18 protein-coding genes and 1 tRNA gene are annotated in these 22041 nt (G+C 54.6%); 9 read left to right on the forward strand and 10 right to left on the reverse strand.

Going from position 1 to position 22041, the window contains the following annotated elements:
* Positions 1-10: 10 nt before the first annotated feature.
* From ALMA_RS03695 to ALMA_RS03710, 4 genes are all read left to right on the forward strand, one after another.
* Positions 11-94 (forward strand) — tRNA-Leu (locus tag ALMA_RS03695).
* Between the two features lie 66 nt (positions 95-160).
* The gene (locus tag ALMA_RS03700) at positions 161-580 is read left to right on the forward strand and encodes an FKBP-type peptidyl-prolyl cis-trans isomerase (RefSeq protein ID WP_086106255.1); all 420 of its coding nucleotides are present in this window, start codon (positions 161-163) and stop codon (positions 578-580) included.
* A gap of 134 nt (positions 581-714) precedes the next feature.
* Positions 715-1197, forward strand: coding sequence for a GreA/GreB family elongation factor (locus ALMA_RS03705; RefSeq protein ID WP_094726414.1), 483 nt, complete (start codon positions 715-717; stop codon positions 1195-1197).
* A 309-nt stretch (positions 1198-1506) separates the two neighbouring features.
* Entirely contained in the window at positions 1507-3027 is a 1521-nt protein-coding gene (locus ALMA_RS03710; protein WP_094726415.1) for a sensor histidine kinase, read from the forward strand.
* Positions 3028-3128: 101 nt separating this feature from the next.
* On the opposite strand, the gene ALMA_RS03715 is transcribed toward ALMA_RS03710, so the two are convergent.
* The 4 genes from ALMA_RS03715 to ALMA_RS03730 all read right to left on the reverse strand — a co-directional run bounded on the left by ALMA_RS03715 (position 3129) and on the right by ALMA_RS03730 (position 8509).
* On the reverse strand, positions 3129-3410 hold the full coding sequence (locus ALMA_RS03715; protein WP_086106258.1) for a WhiB family transcriptional regulator: 282 nt from the start codon (positions 3408-3410) through the stop codon (positions 3129-3131).
* A gap of 10 nt (positions 3411-3420) precedes the next feature.
* Positions 3421-5418, reverse strand: a complete 1998-nt coding sequence (locus ALMA_RS03720; protein ID WP_158520652.1) for an FtsK/SpoIIIE domain-containing protein — start codon at positions 5416-5418, stop codon at positions 3421-3423.
* Between the two features lie 146 nt (positions 5419-5564).
* Entirely contained in the window at positions 5565-7031 is a 1467-nt protein-coding gene (locus ALMA_RS03725; protein ID WP_094726417.1) for an LCP family protein, read from the reverse strand.
* Between the two features lie 2 nt (positions 7032-7033).
* A complete protein-coding gene (locus ALMA_RS03730) occupies positions 7034-8509 on the reverse strand; it encodes an LCP family protein (protein ID WP_244568853.1) in 1476 nt (491 codons plus the stop codon).
* Positions 8510-8682: 173 nt separating this feature from the next.
* Between ALMA_RS03730 and ALMA_RS03735 the strand changes: the two genes are divergently transcribed.
* Complete coding sequence (locus ALMA_RS03735; protein ID WP_094726419.1) at positions 8683-11988, forward strand: glycosyltransferase family 2 protein; 3306 nt, start codon at positions 8683-8685, stop codon at positions 11986-11988.
* The gene (locus ALMA_RS03740) at positions 11989-13509 is read left to right on the forward strand and encodes a DUF5719 family protein (protein WP_094726420.1); all 1521 of its coding nucleotides are present in this window, start codon (positions 11989-11991) and stop codon (positions 13507-13509) included.
* Between the two features lie 35 nt (positions 13510-13544).
* Here the strand turns inward: ALMA_RS03740 and ALMA_RS03745 are convergent, their stop codons facing one another.
* Positions 13545-13970: a metallopeptidase family protein gene (locus ALMA_RS03745; protein WP_244568854.1), complete on the reverse strand. Its 426-nt coding sequence runs from the start codon at positions 13968-13970 to the stop codon at positions 13545-13547.
* A 72-nt stretch (positions 13971-14042) separates the two neighbouring features.
* Between ALMA_RS03745 and ALMA_RS03750 the strand changes: the two genes are divergently transcribed.
* Entirely contained in the window at positions 14043-15152 is a 1110-nt protein-coding gene (locus ALMA_RS03750; protein WP_158520653.1) for an HAD-IIB family hydrolase, read from the forward strand.
* A 101-nt stretch (positions 15153-15253) separates the two neighbouring features.
* Complete coding sequence (locus tag ALMA_RS03755; protein ID WP_148140246.1) at positions 15254-15979, forward strand: ComF family protein; 726 nt, start codon at positions 15254-15256, stop codon at positions 15977-15979.
* On the opposite strand, the gene ALMA_RS03760 is transcribed toward ALMA_RS03755, so the two are convergent.
* The 4 genes from ALMA_RS03760 to ALMA_RS03775 all read right to left on the reverse strand — a co-directional run bounded on the left by ALMA_RS03760 (position 15970) and on the right by ALMA_RS03775 (position 20084).
* The gene (locus tag ALMA_RS03760) at positions 15970-17289 is read right to left on the reverse strand and encodes a Y-family DNA polymerase (RefSeq protein WP_094726640.1); all 1320 of its coding nucleotides are present in this window, start codon (positions 17287-17289) and stop codon (positions 15970-15972) included. The genes ALMA_RS03755 and ALMA_RS03760 overlap by 10 nt on opposite strands.
* A 16-nt stretch (positions 17290-17305) precedes the next feature.
* Entirely contained in the window at positions 17306-17710 is a 405-nt protein-coding gene (locus ALMA_RS03765; protein ID WP_086106266.1) for a LexA family protein, read from the reverse strand.
* 115 nt (positions 17711-17825) lie between these two features.
* Positions 17826-19151, reverse strand: a complete 1326-nt coding sequence (locus ALMA_RS03770) for a sensor histidine kinase (protein WP_338023176.1) — start codon at positions 19149-19151, stop codon at positions 17826-17828.
* Between the two features lie 186 nt (positions 19152-19337).
* Positions 19338-20084 (reverse strand): response regulator transcription factor, encoded by a 747-nt coding sequence (locus tag ALMA_RS03775; RefSeq protein ID WP_086106288.1) that lies wholly within the window; start codon positions 20082-20084, stop codon positions 19338-19340.
* A 214-nt stretch (positions 20085-20298) separates the two neighbouring features.
* Between ALMA_RS03775 and ALMA_RS03780 the strand changes: the two genes are divergently transcribed.
* Positions 20299-20901 (forward strand): CarD family transcriptional regulator, encoded by a 603-nt coding sequence (locus tag ALMA_RS03780; RefSeq protein WP_094726423.1) that lies wholly within the window; start codon positions 20299-20301, stop codon positions 20899-20901.
* Between the two features lie 316 nt (positions 20902-21217).
* Here ALMA_RS03780 and ALMA_RS03785 read toward each other — a convergent pair whose 3' ends face one another.
* Positions 21218-22036 carry a metal ABC transporter permease gene (locus ALMA_RS03785; protein ID WP_094726424.1) on the reverse strand — a complete coding sequence of 273 codons (819 nt, stop codon included), beginning with the start codon at positions 22034-22036 and terminating at the stop codon, positions 21218-21220.
* Positions 22037-22041: the final 5 nt, after the last annotated feature.

Raw genomic sequence — 22041 nt, forward strand, 5'->3', positions numbered from 1 at the left:
GTGTTCACACGCCTCGGTGGCGAAATTGGTAGCCGCAGCGGACTTAAAATCCGCCGCCCGTCAGGGCTTACGGGTTCGAGTCCCGTCCGAGGTACACAGGGGAGAGTACACGCGAGTCGTGTACTTTTCTTATTTTCAGCGCACACAGAAGGAGTTTCTTATGAGCGATACTGCTATGCCAGAGGTAAATGCAGAGTTCGGCGCATATCCACAGATTACGTTCCCTACGCCAGAAGCTCCTGCGGGCTTGTACTGCACCGAGCTCGTAGAAGGCGACGGCCCTATGGTTCGTAAGGGTGACATCGTCACGGTAAACTATCATGGCGTCATCTGGGGTAAGGATAAGCCATTCGACTCGAGCTTCGACCGCCATCAGCCTATCGACTTCGGCATAGGCATCGGCCAGGTCATTAAGGGCTGGGATAACACCGTTCCAGGACATAACGTGGGCTCTCGCCTCGTCGTATCCATCCCACCACAGTACGGTTATGGTTCGCGTGGCGTACCTCAGGCGGGTATAGGCGGAACGGATACTCTCGTCTTCGTTATAGACATTATTTCCACCACGTCTGCGCGCTAAGCAGACACGTGCCATACGGGACTGCGAGCTAGAACCGCCGAAAGGATGCGGAAAATTCTCCGCGTGTTTTCGGCGGTTTCACACGAAAAATTGGTAAAATCGTGCATACGATGCTCACGGTTTAAGGAGGAACCATGGCAGAACAAGTAGAAAAAGTAGTAGAACTCACGCAAGAAGCGTACGACAAGCTCAAGCAGGAGCTCGCGTGGCGTGAAGGCGAGCTGCGCCAAGACATCACCGAAAAGATAGCTGCAGCACGCGCTGAGGGAGACCTGAGCGAAAACGGTGGCTACCAGGCGGCGCGCGAGGCACAGGGAAAGAACGAGGGGCGCATTAACGAGCTCATCGTGAAGCTGCGTAACGCGCACATCATCGAGCCAGTAGCTGAAGGGGAGATAGGAAACGGCACCGTCGTGACCATCTCTCTGGCTGGAAATGAGATGACCTACGTTATCGGTTCGCGCGAGATGGCTGTCGCATCGCAGTATGACGTCATCAGCCCAGAGTCACCTATCGGGTCGGCCATCTTCGGCCACCACGAGGGGGACACGGTCGAATATACGGCGCCAAACGGCCGCCAGCTTTCCGTGGAGATTATCTCCGCGAAGCCTATGTAAGGTAGGTCAGGGCTGGCGCGAGCGATAAGCTAGCGTAAGCCTAGCTCAGAGCACGAGTAGGGGGTCTGCGGGTACGTACTCAGCGTACTCGCAGACTTTTTTGCATTTCGTCCCATCGCATTCCGGGATAAGGCTGAGAGACACCGAAAGAATACGAGGAAAATGGCGGAAGTTGCCGTGGCGTGGTTACTGCTGGAAGAAAGCGGATGGTCCGAAATGCAAAAGGCTCGTTTTGCCATCGCCAGGCTGTATGGCTGCGCCTCACACGCTGCAGGTACAGACGTTTAGACGCTGAACTACACTAAAGCTATGACTGACTTCAACTCTCTGATTTCGCAGACCCCAGGCTACGATGCTGAGGATAAAAACCGTCTGCACTCGCTCATAGCAGACTGGCAGATTATAGCGGATTTAACCTTCTCTGACTTACTGCTCGTCATTCCGCCGAGTATGGATGATGCAGGGGATATGTCGCGGTTCATTATAGCGAACCAGTGCCGCCCATCTACGGTTATTACGCGCATCGCCGAGGACTGGGTGGGGAAGAATCCAGAGCCGGACCTTCTTCCGCTTCTTTCTCACACGTGGAATTCGAATAATCTCTCGCGTATGGATCACTATCGTGTGGTCGATGGTGTTTCTGTATGTGATGTGGCTACTCCGGTTATCCGAAATGGTCGTGTCATCGCCATGGTGGTGCGTGAGACGAATATGGATACGCGTGGAGATAATGGTCGTTATGAGATGAGTAGCATAGGCGTAGGAAAGCAGCTCTTCTACATGATTACCGATGGAGGTTTCCCATACCAGAACCGTCTGTCGCTGGCTCGAGGAAAGTACCGTCGTCATGATCCTCGCGTAGCAGATGGATTCGTAGTTCTCGACGCTGAGGGAATAGTGCGCTATGCTGCTCCGAACGCTATCAGCAGTTTCAGGCGCATAGGTGTATCTGGGGATATGGTCGGCCAGTCGTTCAGCAAGATAGTCACTGACCGCATCGACCAGCAGTCTCGCCTTCCTGAGGCTCTTCCTATGGTCGTGACGGGTAAGGCTGCTGCAGCAGCTGTGCTGGAAGCGAATAGCGCTGTTATATCGATGCGCTCGCTTCCTCTCGAATCTGAAGGGCGTCCTACGGGAGCGCTTGTTCTATGCCGTGATATTACAGAACTACGCTGGAGAGAACGCCAGCTGGAGACGAAGGATGCCACTATCTCTGAAGTGCATCACCGTGTGAAGAATAATCTTCAGGCGGTGTCCTCGCTTCTGCGTCTTCAGGCACGCCGTACGAAGTCTGAGGAAGTACGCAAAGAGCTAGAAGAAGCGCAGAGGCGCATCGAAACCATAGCCGTGGTCCACGAGGGGCTGAGCCAGACAGCAGATGAAATAGTGGACTTTGATGTGGTCATTTCGAAGCTGCTACGGATGAGTGTGGACCTCGCATCGCGCCAGGATCAGCATATAGACATCTCGTATGTAGGAAAGTTCGGTATGATGCCTGCTCAGGATGCGACGCCACTATCCCTCATTCTTACTGAGCTTATGACGAACTGTGTGGAGCATGGTTTCGAGAATCTCGAAACCGGGAACATCCAGATATCGGTGGGACGTGCGGGAAATGACCTGAACATCGTTATCGAAGATAATGGTGAAGGAATAGACGCAGAAGCAGATGCAGATATGATGTCGGCAAAGTCATCTGGTTCGGGCTTGGGTACACAGATAGTGAATACTTTCGTGAAGAATGACTTTAATGGATCTATCCACTGGGCTCCGGGCCGAAATGGTGGTACACGCATCGAGATGACTATGTCGCTGCGCGCTGCTGAGTAAACCGGATACAGAGTAAACCGGATACAGACTCTATAGTGTGAGGGGTCTCGTTACCATAACGAGACCCCTCACACTATAGAGTCATAAAACATCGCGTACGCTTAATGCGTATAACCCATTCCCGTAGTAGTGCGGCGAGCTCGCATAGCGCGACGCTTCAGCGCGCGACGCTCATCTTCGCTCATACCACCCCATACACCATAGTCTTGGTTCGTGTCGAGCGCGGTGCGCAGGCAGGAATCGATGACTTCGCACGAACGGCATACTGTTTTCGCTTCTTCTATCTGCTGGTATGCAGCGCCTGTATTACCGACAGGGAAGAAGAGCTCAGGATCCTTATCACGGCATGCGGCTTTCGCACGCCAATCATAGGAACTGCTCATGAGGCCTCCTCTAATCTTTTTCCTTCCTCATAGCAAACCACACATGGTCGAACTTTTCAAGACTTTTCTGAGAATTCGCAAAATTCTCTACATGAGTTCGCTTCACAGGATTTTCTGTAACTTCTACACGTGATGAGAAGAGCTGAGCATAAAAGCATGAAGGTCTCGACGATGGTGCATAGACGACAAAGCGGAGAGGATGGGGCTGAGGATAATCAGCAGTTATATCTTTAACGGAAGCACTCATATGTTTCTCTGGAATCATCATAGAGGAGGCCAGATGTGCAGGAACGCAAAGCGTAGCAGTATCCCATAAGGCGCGGTCACTACCTGGCACTCGTGAGAGAAAACGAGACCACTGGGATAGAGTAACCACGAGGAAGACACTTTCATCGCGAAGGAGGGCGCTGAGTTCTTCGGCCTGACGTATCGGATCTGGCTCTACGAGAGTCAGTAGGCGTAGGGAACTGGTAGAGATGGGCGCTACCTCCTCAGACGCCTCAGACGCCTCAGACGATTCAGACGCCGAAGACGCCGATTCCACGAGCTCGAATGATTCAGTCAGGCTCTCTAATACCATACAGCCATCAGTCGCGTTCAGGCCACAGAAGACGAGGAGATGGCAGCAGGATGTGTCGAGAGTCCATAAGGTCCGCGTCATACCGTCATCCACCTCACCGACAGTGAGCTGGTAAGGGGTGTTCGAGGAATACTCTCGTAAGAGTATACGGGGCAGCGGCTCAGAAAAGAGCTCAGAGGCTGGATCTACGCGAAGAAATTCACATGCGAGGAGGCATGAGCGTAGGAGAGAGGAGGAATGATCATACGAAACGACGCACAGAGGCTCTATATTCCCATCGCGGCAGCAGAAAGCAGCGCCAGGAAGTGTGGAAGGGATGCCAGCTGCACAGGGGGAGCCGAGCATATCTACGGACTGCAGCGCATCGGTGACGCGTAAGCACAGATGAAGCGGCATATTCGCTTTGATATGGGAGCTGACCTGGTTCAAAGGATTTTGCGTGCAGAGAATAAAATGCATGCCGAGAGAGCGACCAAGCGAGATGAGCGTAGCACACAGTGGCGCACAGTCAGGCAGACTATTAACGAGCGCGAAGAACTCGTCAGCGAGAATGACCAGACGTGGTGGCGGAGCGCTGAGCTCACGTATATCTGCCACGTGTGCATCGTCGAGAAGCTTTTCGCGCAGTAGCATCTGCTCGTTCAGAGCTCTCAGAGCACGCCGAGCGTGTGCTATGTTCAGGTTCGAGACGCTACCAGCACAGTGGGGCAGAGAACGTGAGTGAGTAAACGTGGCTCCGCCTTTAAAGTCCAAGAAGATGAACTGGACGTCGGCTGGACTGTTTGCCTCAGCCAGAGCGTAGAGCCAGCGCTGTAGGAGGACGGATTTTCCTGAGCCAGTCGTCCCGGCGAGCAGCGCGTGTGGACCATCTGTACAGATATCTATCTGCGGTCCGGCGCCGAGACTGATGCGTGTGCTGGGAGCTAGCCATACGTGCACGAGACGCTGCCAGGTGGGTGCATGCTGGTTTCGTTCAAAGTTCCATTCTTCTACGTCATTCGCGAGCTCTGTCAGAGCATCGAGTGCCTGCTGGGAACGCTCAGCAGGCAGCTGTAGCTGTGAGTTTCTGCCTACTGGATCATCATCACGTCCTGTCGAAGGAGTCACATGCGTATCGTGCCCAGTCGAAAAGTCCTGTTCATTCCGAGTATTCCACTGATCACATGCGGAGGCTACACCCATAATCGCGGAAGGAAGGAGAAAAACGAGGAACGTCCACTGTCCGTGCAGACACATCCACGCTGTCATGACGGCATAGCTCACGAGAGGAGCGGTGAGCAGAGCACGACGTAGAAACTCACGTTTCCCGTCACCTCTACTGTGTCCTCGAAGTCTTTTTTCGTCACGCTGCGCTTGTCCACCTAAGCTCTGTACGGATGGTCCATACACATCGCTTCGGTTCCTGTTACGGAATAAAAAACTGGTCATGGCCCTACTGTAAACCGTAAAGCCATGACCAGTCATGCTCGGTGAGCATATGTGAACAGATGTGAGTAACCGTGTCGAACCCCTGTAGATAACTGTAGATAACTGGAGATAACTGTCGTCACCAGCGGGTTATCCACACACACTACTCAGCCAGTGTATCCTCCCACAGTCGTACCCCCTGCTATGCTTCCATCATTCAGCTGCTGGAAGAGCTGGGTGTTTCGTGAAGCGTCGAGGTGAACGGCTGAGCCTATTCCGCCTGGCTCATAGTCGAGGTTATCGAAGTAGACACTCCCCGTCACCCCCTGTGCTCCCGTGGCATCTCGGAAGGCGAGAGCCATGGAGAGCATAGTAGCAGTGGAGGCATTCTTATCGACGGATAGCGCCTTAAAGGATGCTGAGGCTACTTTCATCGCCTTCGCAGGATTCGCCAGAGTGCCTACGCTTGCGCTCTTTTTCATAATGGCGCTAATCACCTGGCGCTGACGCTTAGCTCGGCCTATATCTCCTTCAGGATCAGAGTAGCGCATACGCGCGAAAGCGAGAGATGTGGCGCCATCAGCTACGTGGCAGCCAGCAGTCCATACGAGGGAAGAGTTTGCGTCATTTACATCGGAGTCGTAGCACAGTTCTACTCCGCCGAGAGCATCGACGATGCTCGCTATACCGTCGAATCCTATCTGGGCGACGTGGTCTATCTTTGTACCGGTTATGCCTTCCACGGTGCCTATGAGCGCATCATATCCCGCATACTGTGCCACGCCGTTTATCTTCATGCCCTGCCCTGCCACTTCGACATACGAATCACGTGGGATAGAGATGAGTGAGGCTGGGCCGCTTCGCGGCTTCGTGAGCACGAGGATGGTATCGTTTCTAAAACCAGTCACACCTGCTGCATCTGCACTTCCGAGGGTCTGGCCTTCGCGTGCATCGGACCCCAGGATGAGCCAGGAGTTCGCGCCAGAATTATCTGAAGAAGGCGTCAGATCTATGGTGCGGTTTAGCTGTCCATCTACCCAGAACCAGAGCCAGCCTCCGAAAGCGAGAAGAAGTGCGAGGATAATGGCTATGCTACGGCGCAGGATGCGTCCGCCTCGACTTCCACGGTAAGCGCGGGCTGCCGAGGAGGAATCGTGATCTATCCTTCCTCCGTTCCTTCCTCCGCCTTGGCTGTGATTATTCCCACGCGAGGAAACCGCCGGAGAAGATGGACGCGGGCGCTGTTCGCTCGGTGAAAAGCGTGGTGCGGCATCGTAACCTGCTGCACTGACCGTTCGAGACGATCCGCGAGACTGGCGCGACGGACGAGACTGCCGAGGAGAGAATGCCGGAGGAGTACTGCCTGAAGCACTGCCATCCTGTCCCGCGTGAGTCTGGCTACCCGTACCTTGCCCACCTGCACGCTGTGTACGCGAACGCACTGGAGCGAAGCTCGGCGGGGGAGTATGTGGGCCGGATCCAGAACTCGAAGTATGCGCAGAAGACGCCGAAGGTGCAGAAGAACCACCGTTAGCACTGCCTGAGCCTGAGCCTGAGCCACCAGTACGCTCAGTGCGTCGGTTACTCGCAGTATGTGCAGAGTTCTCGTTATTCTCGTTCAGTATTCTCGCCATAATCAGCTCTTAATTCCGCATACAGTGTAGTTCAGGTATTCATCGGCCAGACCTATGGACCATCCTGTCGTCGGATTATGAATGACGCCAGAATCCTTATCCACATATCCGCCGGTCTTTGGATCGATGAGAGTTCCATCAGCTTGGGTCATCAGACCCGTATTCGGGTCTACAGTGGACGCGTTTTCCGTCGATGAGGTAGACGAGGAGGTAGACGAGCTCGTAGATGAGTCCGTGGTCGTCTGCTGGGACTGCGACTGAGACTGAGACTGGCTCTGCTGCGTCTGCGACTGAGACTGCTGAGCCTGCGTCCGCGTGTTCGTGCTCGAATCCGTCGTACCGGACGTAGAAGAGGAAGACTCGCTGCCATCATCAGACAGTGGTCGGTCTTCCTGTATGCGTGTCCAGAGCTCGTCTGCTCCGGATGTCCACACGACGCGGTTTGCATCCTGAGACCATGTCGTTACTGGGACGGTCTGCGAGTAGATGCTCGCTACTTTAAAGCTCTTAAGGCTGTTCGCCAGACCTATGAGTATATTCGTGTCTGCCAGCCCGGAAGAGATGTTCAAGGACTTGAGTGCAGTAGTGGACAGCTGGAAGAGCTTATCGAAGTTCGTGAGGATGTTCTGCTTGAGTGCCTCGCGGAGCAGCATCTTAATGAGGTACTGCTGGCGCACGGTGCGCATAATGTCCGAGCCATCGCCGAGGCCGTGGCGCACGCGAGCGAACTGGGTCGCATCCGTACCATTTAGGTGGTTCAGGCCGCGAGAAAGAGTCAGATTCGCGTCACGGTCAGAGAAGTCCTGGCTGATGCACACATCCACACCGCCCAAGGCATCTATCATATTTTTCAGGCCGCCGAAGTCCACAGTGATGAACTGCGAGATGTTCAGTCCTGTCAGTGCATTTACAGCGCTGACTGTGCAGCTGGCTGCTGAGGCGAGATTTCCGCCACGGTCGTAGGCAGTGGCGAAGACGGAGTTAAACATAATGTTTCGCTGCGCAGGGATAGTTCCATTCGAGGTTTCGCAGCTTGGCACGGAGACGATGGAGTCGCGCGGGATGGACACTATGTCTATGAACTGGCGGTTTGCAGAGATATGCACCACCATGGTCGTGTCTGCTTGGTGGTTTCCTACGTCGTTTGATCCGCCGATGGCTTGGTTTTCTGCACCGTCGCGACTGTCGGTGCCGAGCAGAAGAATGTTCAGTGCTTTACCTGAGTTCGGGTCCACTATCTCTTGCTTCACGTTCTTCTGGGCTATGAGGTCTACGCGTGCTTCGTTTACCGTGCTGACCAGCTGCGCATAGACCGTGCTGAATATGCTTCCTGCGAAGACGAGGATGCCGACGAGGAGGACTGCTATAGCTTTCCACCAGGAGAATGGAGCGCGGTATCCGTGCGTGTGCGATGGAGCAGAGAGCACCTTAGCTCTCTGTAGCTTTGTGCTGGAATGTTTCGATTTGCGTTGTGCCACGGACGCGCCTTTCCTTATGCAGGTTCTTCTTATCCCTAATCTAGATAGTTTATAGACTGACCCAGAGAATGGGGAAGCTATGTGCACGTATCTCCACATTTTACGCGCACGCTGTAGATGTGCGCGGGCACACGCTATGATGGGAGGAGACGAATATATGAAGGTGGATAGGCGTGAAAAGATTACATCACAGTACGGAGGTTATCCGCGCTGCCGATACGCGTGAGACGGTGAGCGTCGCGCGCGCTGTCCTGCAGGCCGTTCAGAGCGTAGAGACGTCGCGTCCGGTTTTAGATGCGCGGACGGCTCAGTTGCGCGCTTCTGAGAGGTCAATTGACCCTACTCTTGCAGCAGTCGTTACTGTAGAAAAAGACACGCGCTACCTCGCGCAGACGCTGACGGCGGTGCTGCGCCAGACGGTGCTGCCAGGAAGCGTCATCCTCGTGCAGTGTACGGGGGCAGAAGCACTGCAGAAGGATGCGCAGTCTGAGCAGCTCATGCTCACCACTGCGCTCGAATCCGCTCCTACTGCCGTGCACGTCGTGACGCTCGAATCCGCGCATTCCTGGGCGGGTGCCGTCACAGCCGGCGTAAACGAGGCTGCAGAACGCGGCATGATCTCGAACTCAGTGGAGTTCCTCTGGTTCCTGCATGATGACTCGCGTCCACTTCAGGATAATTATGTAGACCTTCTCAACGAGGTACGGCATAATAACTCCACAGCATCCTTCATCAGCTCCAAGCAGCTGAGCTGGGACGGGGAAGTGCTCCAGAACGTAGGATACTTCGCACGCTCAGGACACAGGCTCACTACTCTCGTCGTGGATGGCGAGCCGGATCAAGATCAGTACGACTCGCATCAGGATGTGTACGCAGCATCACTTACCGGAGCTTTCGTGCGCCGAGCGGACTGGATGCGCCTCGGCGGATTCACGTCTGCGGCGCAACCACACACAGGACAGCGCCGTACGCGAGGAACTCGCGGAACACACGGTGCTCATGCCGTGGCTGGCACGTACGGCGTGTCGCGTGATTTCGGACGGCGTGTCTCGCGCTCAGGTGGGCGTGTCATCGTCGAACCGCGAGCGCGCATAGGGCATCGTCGTGCCCGTCTGGAAGGAGTGCGCACGAATCGCGGAACAGTGCACCCTGTCCAGCATGAGGATTTGCGCACCTTTAAAAATACCGCATTAGCACAGAAAGCCGCGCGCGACACCTTCTACTACTCGGATATGAGTATGCTGCGCTGGATCTATATATGGCCTCTGAGTATCCTTCTTTCTCTCGTACGTGCAGTCAGCGGTTTTATCCACAAGCAGCCGTATGAGGCACTCTGTGAGCTTCTTCTTCCGTGGTATATGCTCACTCACCTCGGTGCTGCTCTGACTCAGCGGCGTATGCTCGCTAGTGTTCAGAAGACGACGGTGTCCCAGCTGAGCCAGTCTGGTCAGGTAGTTGCTACTGCGGACCAGCTGCGCGTTCTTCGTGATCATGAAGCAGACCTGACGTCCCAGCAAAGCCGCAGCATTATGAGCCCTATGGTGCGCAAACACGTGCGTAATCTGGCTCGTCGACGCTATGCCTGGCTCGCTGGAGCTGCTCTCGTCACCTTCGTGGCGAATGTGGCTGTCCATTTTACAGCACTGCGCGGGATAGTAGCGGGAAGCCACCTCGCTTCATCGACGCTCGTGTCCACGGCTTCGACCACGCGGGAGCTCTTTGAGGCTGCTACGACGGTCTATAGTTTCGGGGATATATCGGGCACGCCACTGCCATCCTCGCCATTCTTGCTTCTTTATGCGCTGGCATCACTGTTCACATTCGGACACGCGTATGCTACGAGTGCGCTTATACTCGTGGTCAGTGTTCCTGCAGCCTTGATGAGCATGTGGGCACTGGCTGGAGTCTTTACGCGTTCGAATCTCGCACGCATTACTCTGGCTATGACTTGGGTAGCGTCGGGATATGGTACAGGAATCTTCCTGAACGGGAATCTTCCGCTTATGGTCGTCTATGCTGTACTGCCAGCGGCCGTGGCGTTTACTGCGAAGGCTGTGGGTGTCTACCAGACGGAAGATCCTATCGAGTCTGAGCCCTCTGTGCAGGCTGCAGCGTGGTCTGCGCTGTGCTACGCTATCGTGTGTGTGTGTGAGCCAGCATATATCCTTCTGCTCGTAGTCGTAGGCATCGTTTCTGTGCTGGTCTGGCGTCGGCACGTCATTATGCTTGTTTCGCTTCTGCTACCATCCGTGCTGGTTCTCCTGCCTACGTTCGTGAGTGTAGTGCGTGCGCCCCAGACATTCGGACAGCTGTTCGCAGATGTGACCACCGGTGTGTCGGGACTGGGTACGGTACGCGGAAGTGATCCGCTTCGCTCTCTGCTTGGCGTGTTCCTCCCGGCGAATACCTCGCTGATATCGCTGGGTATGCCTTCAGGCGTGGCATCTGCTGTGGTTCTTGTGGCCTGTGTCGCGGGTGCTGCTCTGCTCGTTCTTTCCGTCATGGCGCTGGCTGTACCGTCTGCGCTCGGCACGTCGCGCACTCTGTGGCTTACTCTGGCGTGTGCTGCTTTCCTAGCTGCTTTCGCTCCGAGTGTGGCGGTGGCGCTCGGAGATTCAGGTGTTCTGTATGCATCCGTTCTGCCGGCTGGGCTCGTCATGCTGCTGTGCATTCTTACGTGCGCGGCTATCCTGAGCGGTCCTGCTCGAGCCCAATTCATCCCTATCCTGGCGAAAGATAAACGTCAGTTTGCTGGACACCTCGAAGGCGTCTCAGAAAAGGAAAGCTCGAAGGGACGCATACTGTTCGGAATAAGTCGAGGACTCATCGTCGCGCTGTGTGTTCTTATGGTAGGCGTATGGACAGTGGGATCCGTGGCGAATACGCGCTCGTCTCAGGAGAATGCTCTCGTTTCGAGCTCTGCTACGCTACCTATAGTGGCACGTGAGTATGTGCAGGCAGAGCCGGGACGGCGTGTAGCAGTGGTACAGATGCAGGCAGATCAGCATCTGAGCTATTCCATTCTGCCAAGCGCACATGGGGACATCATTTTTTCCTCGGCAGCTCTGGACGCTTCACGCGTGGTACATACACAGTTCAGTACTGCAGAGATGAACGTGGGACAGGCCATAGCATCTCTGGCAGAAAGTAATGATGATGATGCTATTACTGCTCTGAGTGATGCGGGAATAGGTGGAGTGTATGTTCTGTATACATCACAGACACAGGATAGTGCATTCAGTTCCTTCGTAGCGAATGCTTCTGCATCAAATAATACGCAGACTGTGGTGAATAACGAGCGTGGCGCGTATATACGCATTTCGGTGAAAGCCACTAGCGAGCAGGGTGTATCTCTTCAGGGATTTGATGCTGCTGTACACAGCGTGTGGCGCGTCGTGTGGATTAGTGCCATGCTCGCCTGTGCCGTTATCTACCTTGCGCTAGCACTGCCACGCATGTTTATTCGAGGAGACAAGTAAATGAGTTTCGCACGTCGAGTATTCCGTATTACGGGCGCTGTGGTGAGCGCTGCAGTGCTCATCGCTGCTGGAGGAGTGGCGCTTTCTGGCGCGTTACCGCTGCCATCTCTTCCTGTTGATTCAGAACGTTCTACGACGTCGACGCATGAGGTGGCGCAGCTGAATTCGTCTCTGTACTGCCCAGCGCGCATGCAGCTGGCGGATGCAGAAGACTATGGAGATGCAGCTTTTCAGGCTAGTGAGGGGAACCTCACAGCTGGTATGCGTGTGTCCATGATGGGGGCACTCTACCAGGCAGACGTCTCTGGCATAGATGGGGTCTCGCCGACATCACTCATCGGGGATGGGGCCCTGGCAGATGGGGCAGTGCGTTCGAGTGTCCAGGAAGCTTCAAACTCGCATATCCTCCATACGCGTACTCTCCAAGCACGTTCTTTTACAGGAGCTCGTGGTGTCGTAGCGTCCTGGGCAAGCCAGGGGGATCTGCGGGGCATTTCTGCCTCATCATGCGTAGGCTTCGAAACCACGCAGTCCTTCCTCGTTCCTCCCACGAGTACGGGATGGTCGCAGCAGCTGATTCTGGTGAATTCTTCGGATAAAGCCACGACAGTCACTCTTCATGTTCATTCGACGAAGTCTTCTGACGAAGTATCTCTCGAAACCCATGCTACAGCTACTGTCGCAGCGCATGCGGAAACAGTGGTGGACCTCGCAGCTGCGTTCGCGTCCTCGGATATGAGTTTCGTGACGGTGTCCAGTGATGCTGCACCCGTGGCAGCTGTGGTGCGTGCAGTCCACATGAATGGCCTGACTCCTCAAGGCTCGGATTACATACAGCCGCTCGCTCTAGCATCGCGAAGTCAGGTTATCCCTGCGCTCAGTGATGCTGCCACAGTACAGATGGGACTATATGCAGGCGAAAGTGGAAGAGCGCAGCTGACGTTTATGGGGGATTCTGGAAAGCTCGGAACGCGAAGCCTCGACTATACTGCCCATCAGGTATTTACTCAGACTCTGAGCTCTCTTCCAGCAGGAACACGTTCTCTCCTCATCGAGTCTACGACTCCTGTGCGTGCATCGGTACTTACTACTTCTGCAGAAGCAGACCGTGGGCAGAGCGATTTCGCTGTCTCCTCAGCAGAATCTGCCCATACAGCGTACGCGCTCACCTCTCCTGACTCGGTATCTTCGCGTATAGAAGTGACGAATGCCTCACCTCAGAAGCATACTGCACGTGTGGTCGCCTACGATGATGCGGGAAATCAGGTCGGTCAGCGCGACATCGAGCTGAATGCTCAGTCTACGGATAGTTTCTCGCTCTCGGATATAGCGCAGCGAGGAACGTCTATCCATATTACTCAGGTAGAGCAGGGCGCAGGAGCTCTCGTCGTCGGTCAGCTGCTCACCCAGTCATCTCTGACGGATGCATCCGTAGCACAGCGTTCTACACTCACAGTCCCATCTATGGAACTGTCTACTGCACAGTATGCTGTGACGCAGAGAAAGACCCTACTGAACTAGCTTTTCTCGCGTTCTACACTGCATAGTGACCCGAGCTAGCCCTGCCAGTTCGGGTCTATGTTTTCGGGATTCATGCCGTAGAGGGATGCGAGCTGGCGGACTATCTCCATACGAATAAGGAGCTGAAGGTCTATGCGGTCTCTGGCCCTCGACTCGATGGGGCGTCGATAGAGCGCGATGCGCGCAGGGACCCCGTGCTCAGCGGGGAAACTTTGTGAAAGCTTCACGCGGAATTCTTCCCATGCGAGGGGATCTGATGGTGGGACATCCTCCACAGCGCATTCGACACGGGTGAAGAGCTCTGGCCATGCTCTCTTGAGCCGGGTCACCTGAGAAAGCACCTGATCATCAAAGTAGCCTGCAGATGTGCGGTACTGAGGAATATGAGTACCGAAGACAGGACGGCGAATGCCACGTCCATGAGGATTCCTATATGTGTGCTGTTCCCAAGGCAAAACCATACTAGCGAGCATACCAGTTCACGCATACCATGCCACTTGATAGAATGGGGCATAATGAAACAAGGAGGCGATATGAGCAGTATGTATGTGAAGGGGGGCGGTGAAGTCCCTCATGCGGGTACAGTAGATGTATCGCTCTACGCTGCGGGAACAGGGCTCATAGCGTTCGACCTCGATAATACTCTGGCACGTTCGAAGATGCCTATGCTCGAACATACGGCAGATCTTTTCGCATCTCTCACCCATATCCTTCCTGTCGCTATAGTGACGGGAGGTCGTTTCGAACTTATCGAATCTCAGGTTCTCGATGCGGTCCAGCAGAATGCATACCTCCCACATCTGGCTTTGCTGCCGACTACAGGAACCTCTTACTATACGTGGAATGGTCATGCTTTTACGCGTGAATATGCTGTAGAGCTGACTGCTGATCAGCGCAAACGAGCCTGCTGTGTCCTCGAAAAGTATGCGAAAAAGTATGGCTTGTGGCAGGAGCCTGCAGAAGGTGGCCATATAGAGGACCGTGGGTCACAGATTACGTTTTCTGCCTTAGGTGCTCATGCTCGCGCGGACCGTAAAGAAGTATGGGACCCCGACGGGTCTCGCAGGGCTCCACTGGCGGCCCGTGCCCAGGAACTTCTGCCAGAACTGACTGTGCGCGTCGCTGGTGGAACGAGCATAGATGTGTACTCGCGTGGTGTAGATAAAGCATATGCGGTGGAAAAGCTCGCAGAACTTCATCATATACGTGTACAGGATATCGTGTTCGTGGGCGACCGTATGACACCGGGGGGAAATGATTATCCCGCTGCACAGGCAGGTGTGCGCGCGCTACGTGTGGATTCTCCGCGAGATACGGAAGTATTTATGCAGGAGTTTATGGAGAGCTATACACGAGGACTGCGTATGAATGTGCGCACTCAGGAGCTGTGGGTGCATGGGGATCTCGTGGATATCTCTCCTACGGAATTTTCTCTTCTGTGTGCTCTTCTTCACTCGGGTGGGCGGGTAATGAGCAGACAGCAGCTACTCAGCGATGCATGGGGATATGCAGACTCCGGAGATACTCGACTTCTCAGTGTATCTATAGCACGTCTGCGTTCCATTATCGAGGATAATCCTCGCATGCCGCAGCGCATTCTCACAGTACGTGGCGGAGGATACCGCTTCGTGCATGCCGGATAGGAATTCTCTTCTACGGAGTGTCGCGACACGGTTATTCACATCGGGTCACATATCCTCAAGAGGTTTTACTTTTCTGGATTTTTCGATATATGCTCTCTGATATGACGGTAGATATCCTCCAGATGGCGAGCATGGTCCTCTTCCCGAGGTCTTGTGCAGGCTGTGGAGCACGCGATAGTGTGCTCTGTGATGCCTGCTCTCAGCTTTTTCTTCGATGGCGGGAGCGTAGTATAGCGCACTCATTTACAGTCTTTTCCTGCGGGCAGTATACGCGTGCTGTGCGTAACGCTGTTCTGGCGTGGAAAGACCATGGAGATGAAGAGCTCGATGTTCTCTTTGCTGGCCTCCTAGCTGAGCGCATTATCTGTGTGCTGAAGAATATTCTCTCCACAGATGTGCAGGTGTGCGTCGTTCCTGCACCATCATCGCCGAAATCTGTGCAGTCTCGTGGCCGAGCCCATATGAATATCTTATCCATACGTATAGTTCAGCAGATAAACGCGTATACGCAGGAGCAGGGGAGTAACTGCCGTGCGCATATGTGTCCGTGTCTTCACATCGACGCGAAAATACGTAAATCCGTTACCGCATCTCACCGTAAGGAACGTGCGGAGCGCCTGAGTAAGGGCCTCCTCTATGAGCCACAGCACGCTGGCGATGCTGAGGGGAGTAAGCGGTGTACTATCATTCTCGACGATATAGTAACCAGTGGAGCCACTCTGCGCGCATGTGTGCGCTTACTGCGCTCTCGGGGAGAACATGTTCTGGCTGCGTTTACTCTCAGCGATGCAGACAGGCACACTCCTGATAATGCCTACTATGCATGAACGGTAGCCATCTCTGACCAGCGGGTTGTGGCGCGTGCAGACAGATGCTCGCGTTTCATGGACCAGTGAGCTCCCGTATCCTGATCCATGCGTCCCTGTCCGCGAATTCCTCCGTAGCCTACGCCTATGCGAAAGTCCCCGAAACGCTGACGTGCTGTCTCGAGAACATCAGACAGTGCGGTATCTGTGTGAGCGGAGAATACATCGAGAGGCTGGTAGTCTGCTTCGTCGATAAGCCCATGGAGGATAACTCCCGCGCGTACATAGGCTGCTCCCACAGTAAACTGTCCATCGATACAGCGACAGGCAGCCTGAGTGAGCGCAAGAGGATCATTCGTCGGCTCGTTCAGAGCTACAGTACCGTGAATATGGGATGCCAGTTCCTGCTCCTTAAAGCGGCTCGTCGAACAAAAGACAGATACGTACGAGCAGAGGCTTTCCTGGGCAGTGAGGCGATGGAGCGCCTTCTGCGTGTAGACGCTTACTGCCTGGCGAAGCTCGCTCGCGCTATAGATAGGGTGAGAGAACATGCGCGAGCACATAATCTGTGTGGTGCGCCGACCGTGGAGAGCATTATCCTCATCGTCGATGCGAATGCAGGATATGCCTCGAAGCTCGAAGATGGTCTGCTGGATATGCACGCCGAATTTCTTGCGCAGAAGTACAGCATCGCTATCCCGTAGATCCTGTGCAGTAAGAATACCCATGGCCATGAGTTTTGGAGCGAGGCGGCGTCCCACGCCCCACACGTCTCCTACGGGAACGTGCGCCAGAAAGTGAGAGTCGGTAGACACGGCTTCGTCCCAGGTCATAATCCCTCGCACTCCACGATAATGCTTTGACCAGTGGCTCACCACTTTCGCGAGAGTATGCGTAGGAGCTATGCCTATAGATATGGGAAGGTCGAGCCCCTGCCAGACTGCCTCTCGCATGCGTGTACTTGTTTCTACGAGCGTAACGGTATCTGCCTGTACGTCGAAGAAACACTCATCGATGGAATACACTGTTTGATGAGGAAAAAATGTGCTCATCACGTTCATCATGCGCGAGGACAAGCTCGCGTATAGCTCGTAGTTCGAGCTTCGCGCTACGATGCCGTCGCGCTGTGCCTGCTCGCGAATCTTAAACCATGCGATGCCTTCAGGAATGCCCATCTTCTTCACTTCAGCACTACGCGCGACGACGCATCCGTCATTATTCGACAGGACCACGAGGGGAGTGTGAGCGAGCTGTGGGTGGAAGACGCGCTCGCAGGAGGCGAAGAAACTATCTGCATCTGCGAGAATAATCTGGCGTGGAGAGGTGTTCATGGTGCGCATCCTTTTACTATGCGTATACGCGAGCACACTGCGGGTGATAGTTCCCTATAACGACGCCCCACAGAGTAACGGATTCGTCGAAATACAGCTGGATATCTGGATATGCGGGATTCTCAGCGTGAAGAACGGGATTCCCCTGAGTATCCGACAGAAGGCGCTTTACAGTAAGGTCCCCGTCGAGGGCAGCTATGACCACATCCCCCTGCTGGGGAGTTAAGGAACGGTCGATGATGAGCAAGTCGCCGTCGTATATCCCCGCGCCTTCCATGGACGATCCGGCTACGCGTACCACGAACGACGTGTCTGGATGCACGATGACGTTCGTGTCGAAGGAGAAGTCCCCAGAAAAGTAATCCTGTGCCACAGAAGGGAATCCAGCGTGGACGGATTCGAGAGCGGTAGGAATACCCATAATAGCCACCTTTCGAACAACTGTTCGAATATTTTGTCATAGAGTATGGACCTACGGATGAGAAAGCCACGCCGAAGCGTGGCTCGTGAAAGAAGAGGGAGAATTGGCAGAAAAACTAAGCAGAGACGTGCCATTTCGGCAGAACTGTCTCGAAGTTCACGCCGCGGCTGTCGTCTACGACCTGAACGGTGCCCTGATGCAGCTCGGCAGCCCAGCGCGCGATAGACAGGCCCAGGCCAGTGCCGCCAGAAACGGTGCCCGGACGGTTCCGGTGGCCTTTTACATAACGGCGGAAAATGTCTGAGCGGTCTTCCGGAGCTATCTGCGAGCCGAAATTCACGACGTTAATGATGACGGTCCCATGCATCGTATCCTCACGTGCATCCACACTAATGGACGTGTTATCTGCCGAATGCTTCAAAGCATTCGCGATGATGTTCGTAAAGAGCTGACGTAGACGGTCCTCATCGCCCTCCATCCAGATGTCTGCAGGCGCATTCAGGGCGATGGTATGGTTATGGCTCGCATCTGCTATCTCGAGTGGAGCGATGACATCGTCGAGAAACTCGTGGACGTTAAACTTCGAAATCTCCAGACTTGCAGCTCCTGCCTCCATGCGGCTCAGGTCGAGCAGGAAAGCGATGAGGTCACCTAGGCGCTGAGTCTGCCCGACGATGCTTTCGAGGTTCGCAGGAGTCGGGTCTACGACGCCATCGGCCATATTCTCCACGAGAGCCTGAAGGGCGGAAACGGGAGTGCGCAGCTCGTGGCTCACATTCGCTATGAGGTCACGGCGCATCTGATCGGCATGCTCGAGCTCATCGGCCATCACATTAAACGAGCGGGACAGCTGGCCCACTTCGTCATTACTGTCTAAGGCCATAGAGACGCGTTTTGTGTAGTCGCCCTGAGTGAGGGCTTCTGCAGCATCGCGGATTTCGCGCAGAGGTGCGGTGAGGCCCTGCGCGAAGAAGTACGTGAGTGCGAGTGCGAGTGCTATGGTAATGGGCAGAGCTACCCATCCGGACAGGCCTATCTTTAAGAGGCCCCATGCAGCTACGAAAGCGAAGAAGGTGGCTAAACCGATGAGCACGCTGAGCTCTATCTTTAGCGAGGAGATAATGCCTAGAGGGCGGTAGCGGTTAAAGTGGTAGTGCTGAAAATGCTCGCGGGTAAAGAGATGGCTGCTACGGTTTTTTATACGCTGTTCAGGTGGGATTTTCTCGCGATGTACGGAAGGCGATGTAAAGAGCGCGGAAGGTGCGGAAGGCGCGCAGGATTCAGCAGATGCGCAGGATTCAGACCCAGGAACGTCAGTATGCTGAGCATTTTCAGCATACTCTGTATGCTCAGTATGCTTTGTGATTTCGGATGTGTCTGCTGGCGTAGTCTCTGCCGGTGTAGTCTCTGCTGGCATAGTGTCTGGGGAAGATGAGTTCATAATTCACTCGATGTGGAGAATGTATCGGATAAAACACAAAGTAGTGCCGTGACGGTGAAGAGGATGAAGTCGTCACGGCACTAAAAAATAAGCGTTCTCATGGGATAGGGCATACGCCTATACGATGGAGATCACCATACTGCGCACTCATTTCGTCCTATGGTGCTCGTCCTATGGGCGCTCGTCCTACTGTGCAGTGCCTTCAGCAGGTGGTTCGAACGCATATCCTACGCCATGCACCGTGCGAATCATATCTGCACCGAGCTTATGGCGCAGAGCTTTCACATGCGAGTCCACAGTACGGGTGCCGGACGCATCCACCCAGTCCCACACTTCTTCGAGAAGCTTTTCTCGCGTGAGAACGCTCTTCGGCTTGCGTGCCAGTGTGGACAGGAGGTCAAACTCGGTAGGGGTGAGGTGAATAACCTCGTCATTCATAGTGACCACGCGCTGCGCAGGGTCTATAACGAGCGTGCCGAAGGACAGAACCTTCTCGTTCTCGTAGTTCTTCGCTATGACTTTCGCACGTTCTACGCGGCGCAGTAAAGCTTTACAGCGGGCTATGAGCTCACGCATGGAGAATGGCTTGGTCATGTAATCATCCGCGCCAGCACCGAGACCTATGACTTTATCTACTTCGTCGTCGCGTGCAGTGAGCATGAGGATAGGCACGGCGCGCGCTGTGACGATGCGCTTGGTGGCTTCGAGGCCATCCATCACGGGAAGCATGATGTCCATAATAATGAGGTCAGGATTAATCTGAAGTGCTGCCTGTACTGCAGTAGCTCCATCACCTACGACGCGCGCATTCCAGCCTTCTGAGGCCAGGCGCTGTGCGATGGACGTCGCGAGCGACGGCTCGTCTTCCACCACGAGGATGGTGTGCTGTCGGGTAGACTGTGCAGGGGACTGTACAGAAGGTGACGTAGGCATAATCATATCGTAGCTTTCTTGTCGAAAATTACACTCTTGTCTTATCATAGCGCATCGCGCGGCTAAATACAGGCAGCTACCATGTGAAGATGCTGAAGGTAATGAAGATATCGAGCAGATGCGAAGGACGGGAGGGAGAACGAGAAGGGCGTACGTGTCCGAACCGTATGGCAGAATTGATACATTGTATTTTTCTCTGGAGGACTTATTTTTTATGGATTATCAGGTCGGAGACACAGTCGTTTATCCGCGTCATGGAGCTGCTCGCGTGGAGGAGATATCGGAGCGTGAGCTACGTGGCGTAGTGAAAACGTACCTGAAGCTGTCTGTTCTCTCATCTGACGGTTTGGTTATTAATGTGCCTGCGGATACTGTTAAGCAGCTGGGTGTTCGAGACATCGTGGACACTGTAGCCGTGGCGAAAGTATTCGAGATTTTGCGCACGCCTATCGTCGAGGAGAAGACGAACTGGTCGCGTCGTTATAAGCTGAATCAGGAGAAGATAGCTTCGGGGGATGTGAATAAGATAGCAGAGGTCGTGCGTGACCTCGCTCAGCGTGATGACGACGAGCATGGTCTGTCTGCTGGAGAGAAGCGCATGCTTTCGCGCGCTCGCTCCGTTCTGACATCGGAGATAGCGCTCAGCGAGAAGCTCGAGGAAGATGAAGCACAGCGTCTGCTCGACGTGAACTTAGGGTACGAGAAGCCACAGCCTGGGGATGAGAAGCATCATGCTATGGCGCCGGAAGAGGCCGCGAGTCGTACGCTGGCGCGCGTAGAAGAAGAGGCTGCGAAAGCTTCGAAAAAGAAGAAGTAAGGCTTTCCTTCTGCTTTTTGAGTTCAATTCTTCCTTACTGGGGGCTGGTGTTCAGCAGAGCACTGGCCCCCAGTGTGTATGTGGGTGGGGCGGCCAGACGAGGTGGCAGAGGCCTTCAGGGGAGGGCTTTTGCATTTCTGCCCATGGCGTCGGGAAGGCGTCCAGTGCGACGTACGGAATTACGCCAGTCGGGTCTGGGCGTGCTCGTGGGTGCTCGGACCCGGATGGGCAGAAATGCAAAAGCCGGGCACAGATACATATCCCGCCCGGCTTAGGAGCCCTCAGGCCCCAGAATATCGAGCCTGTAAGAGGCTCGTTACCGCTTCAGTGCGACTAGGCCCTTCACTACGAGCCAGATGACCACACTCAGGCTGACGATGACGAAGCTCGGAGGCATGTCGAAGATAGTGGACAGAACTAGTCCTCCCCACATAGCGATGAGGCAGAGGACTATAGTCATGACGATGGCACGCAGCGGAGAGCGAGTGATCATCATAGCCGTGTCTGCTGGCGTGATGACCAGAGCGAAGATGAGTAGCGTGCCCACTGCAGGCACAGCTACGGTGATGACACTTCCCATCATAATCATGAAGATGATGCCCAGTAGTGTGACAGGAAGTCCCTTCGCGCGCGCCACATTCTCATCGAGCGAGCTGAAAAGAAGTGGACGGAAGATGAGAAGGAGCACAGCGAGCAGAATGATGTCGAATGCAGCAAAGGTGAAAAGCTGCTCGTCAGTAATGGTCAGAACGGAGCCGAAGAGGATGGACTGCATCTGCTTGGCTGCTCCAGAGGATAGATTTGAGAAGTAGAGACCGAGAGCAGTAGCGAAGGCGAGGACGGATCCCGTGGCCACCTCACGGTCAGAAGCACGCTTTCCGAGAGCTCCTATGACGAGAGCTCCGCCTATGGAAAACAGGCCCATACCCCAGAGCACAGGAATGCCGAGGAGCACTGCGCCCGTCGCGCCCGGAAGTCCTATGTGCGCCAGTGCGTGAGCGGCGAAAGCAGACTTGCGGGTGATGACGAAGTATCCCACGAGTCCTGCAGCTACAGAGATAAGAATTCCAGCGATGAATGCGCGCTGAACGAAAGGAGCCTGAAGGACAGTAAGCCAGAGTGGATTATAGGACATAAGAA

The sequence above is a fragment of the Alloscardovia macacae genome (genome assembly GCF_002259705.1).
In the GTDB taxonomy this organism is placed as follows: domain Bacteria; phylum Actinomycetota; class Actinomycetes; order Actinomycetales; family Bifidobacteriaceae; genus Alloscardovia; species Alloscardovia macacae.

Coding starts and splice junctions, on each gene's coding strand:
- ALMA_RS03700 (WP_086106255.1), top strand. CDS start 161: ATGAGCGATACTGCTATGCCAGAGGTAAATGCAGAGTTCGGCGCATAT.
- ALMA_RS03765 (WP_086106266.1), bottom strand. CDS start 17,710: ATGGGTATTCCTACCGCTCTCGAATCCGTCCACGCTGGATTCCCTTCT.
- ALMA_RS03725 (WP_094726417.1), bottom strand. CDS start 7,031: ATGGCGAGAATACTGAACGAGAATAACGAGAACTCTGCACATACTGCG.
- ALMA_RS03705 (WP_094726414.1), top strand. CDS start 715: ATGGCAGAACAAGTAGAAAAAGTAGTAGAACTCACGCAAGAAGCGTAC.
- ALMA_RS03715 (WP_086106258.1), bottom strand. CDS start 3,410: ATGAGCAGTTCCTATGATTGGCGTGCGAAAGCCGCATGCCGTGATAAG.
- ALMA_RS03775 (WP_086106288.1), bottom strand. CDS start 20,084: ATGCCTACGTCACCTTCTGTACAGTCCCCTGCACAGTCTACCCGACAG.
- ALMA_RS03740 (WP_094726420.1), top strand. CDS start 11,989: ATGAGTTTCGCACGTCGAGTATTCCGTATTACGGGCGCTGTGGTGAGC.
- ALMA_RS03780 (WP_094726423.1), top strand. CDS start 20,299: ATGGATTATCAGGTCGGAGACACAGTCGTTTATCCGCGTCATGGAGCT.
- ALMA_RS03750 (WP_158520653.1), top strand. CDS start 14,043: ATGAGCAGTATGTATGTGAAGGGGGGCGGTGAAGTCCCTCATGCGGGT.
- ALMA_RS03755 (WP_148140246.1), top strand. CDS start 15,254: ATGACGGTAGATATCCTCCAGATGGCGAGCATGGTCCTCTTCCCGAGG.
- ALMA_RS03760 (WP_094726640.1), bottom strand. CDS start 17,289: ATGAACACCTCTCCACGCCAGATTATTCTCGCAGATGCAGATAGTTTC.
- ALMA_RS03710 (WP_094726415.1), top strand. CDS start 1,507: ATGACTGACTTCAACTCTCTGATTTCGCAGACCCCAGGCTACGATGCT.
- ALMA_RS03770 (WP_338023176.1), bottom strand. CDS start 19,151: ATGAACTCATCTTCCCCAGACACTATGCCAGCAGAGACTACACCGGCA.
- ALMA_RS03745 (WP_244568854.1), bottom strand. CDS start 13,970: ATGGTTTTGCCTTGGGAACAGCACACATATAGGAATCCTCATGGACGT.
- ALMA_RS03720 (WP_158520652.1), bottom strand. CDS start 5,418: ATGACCAGTTTTTTATTCCGTAACAGGAACCGAAGCGATGTGTATGGA.
- ALMA_RS03785 (WP_094726424.1), bottom strand. CDS start 22,036: ATGTCCTATAATCCACTCTGGCTTACTGTCCTTCAGGCTCCTTTCGTT.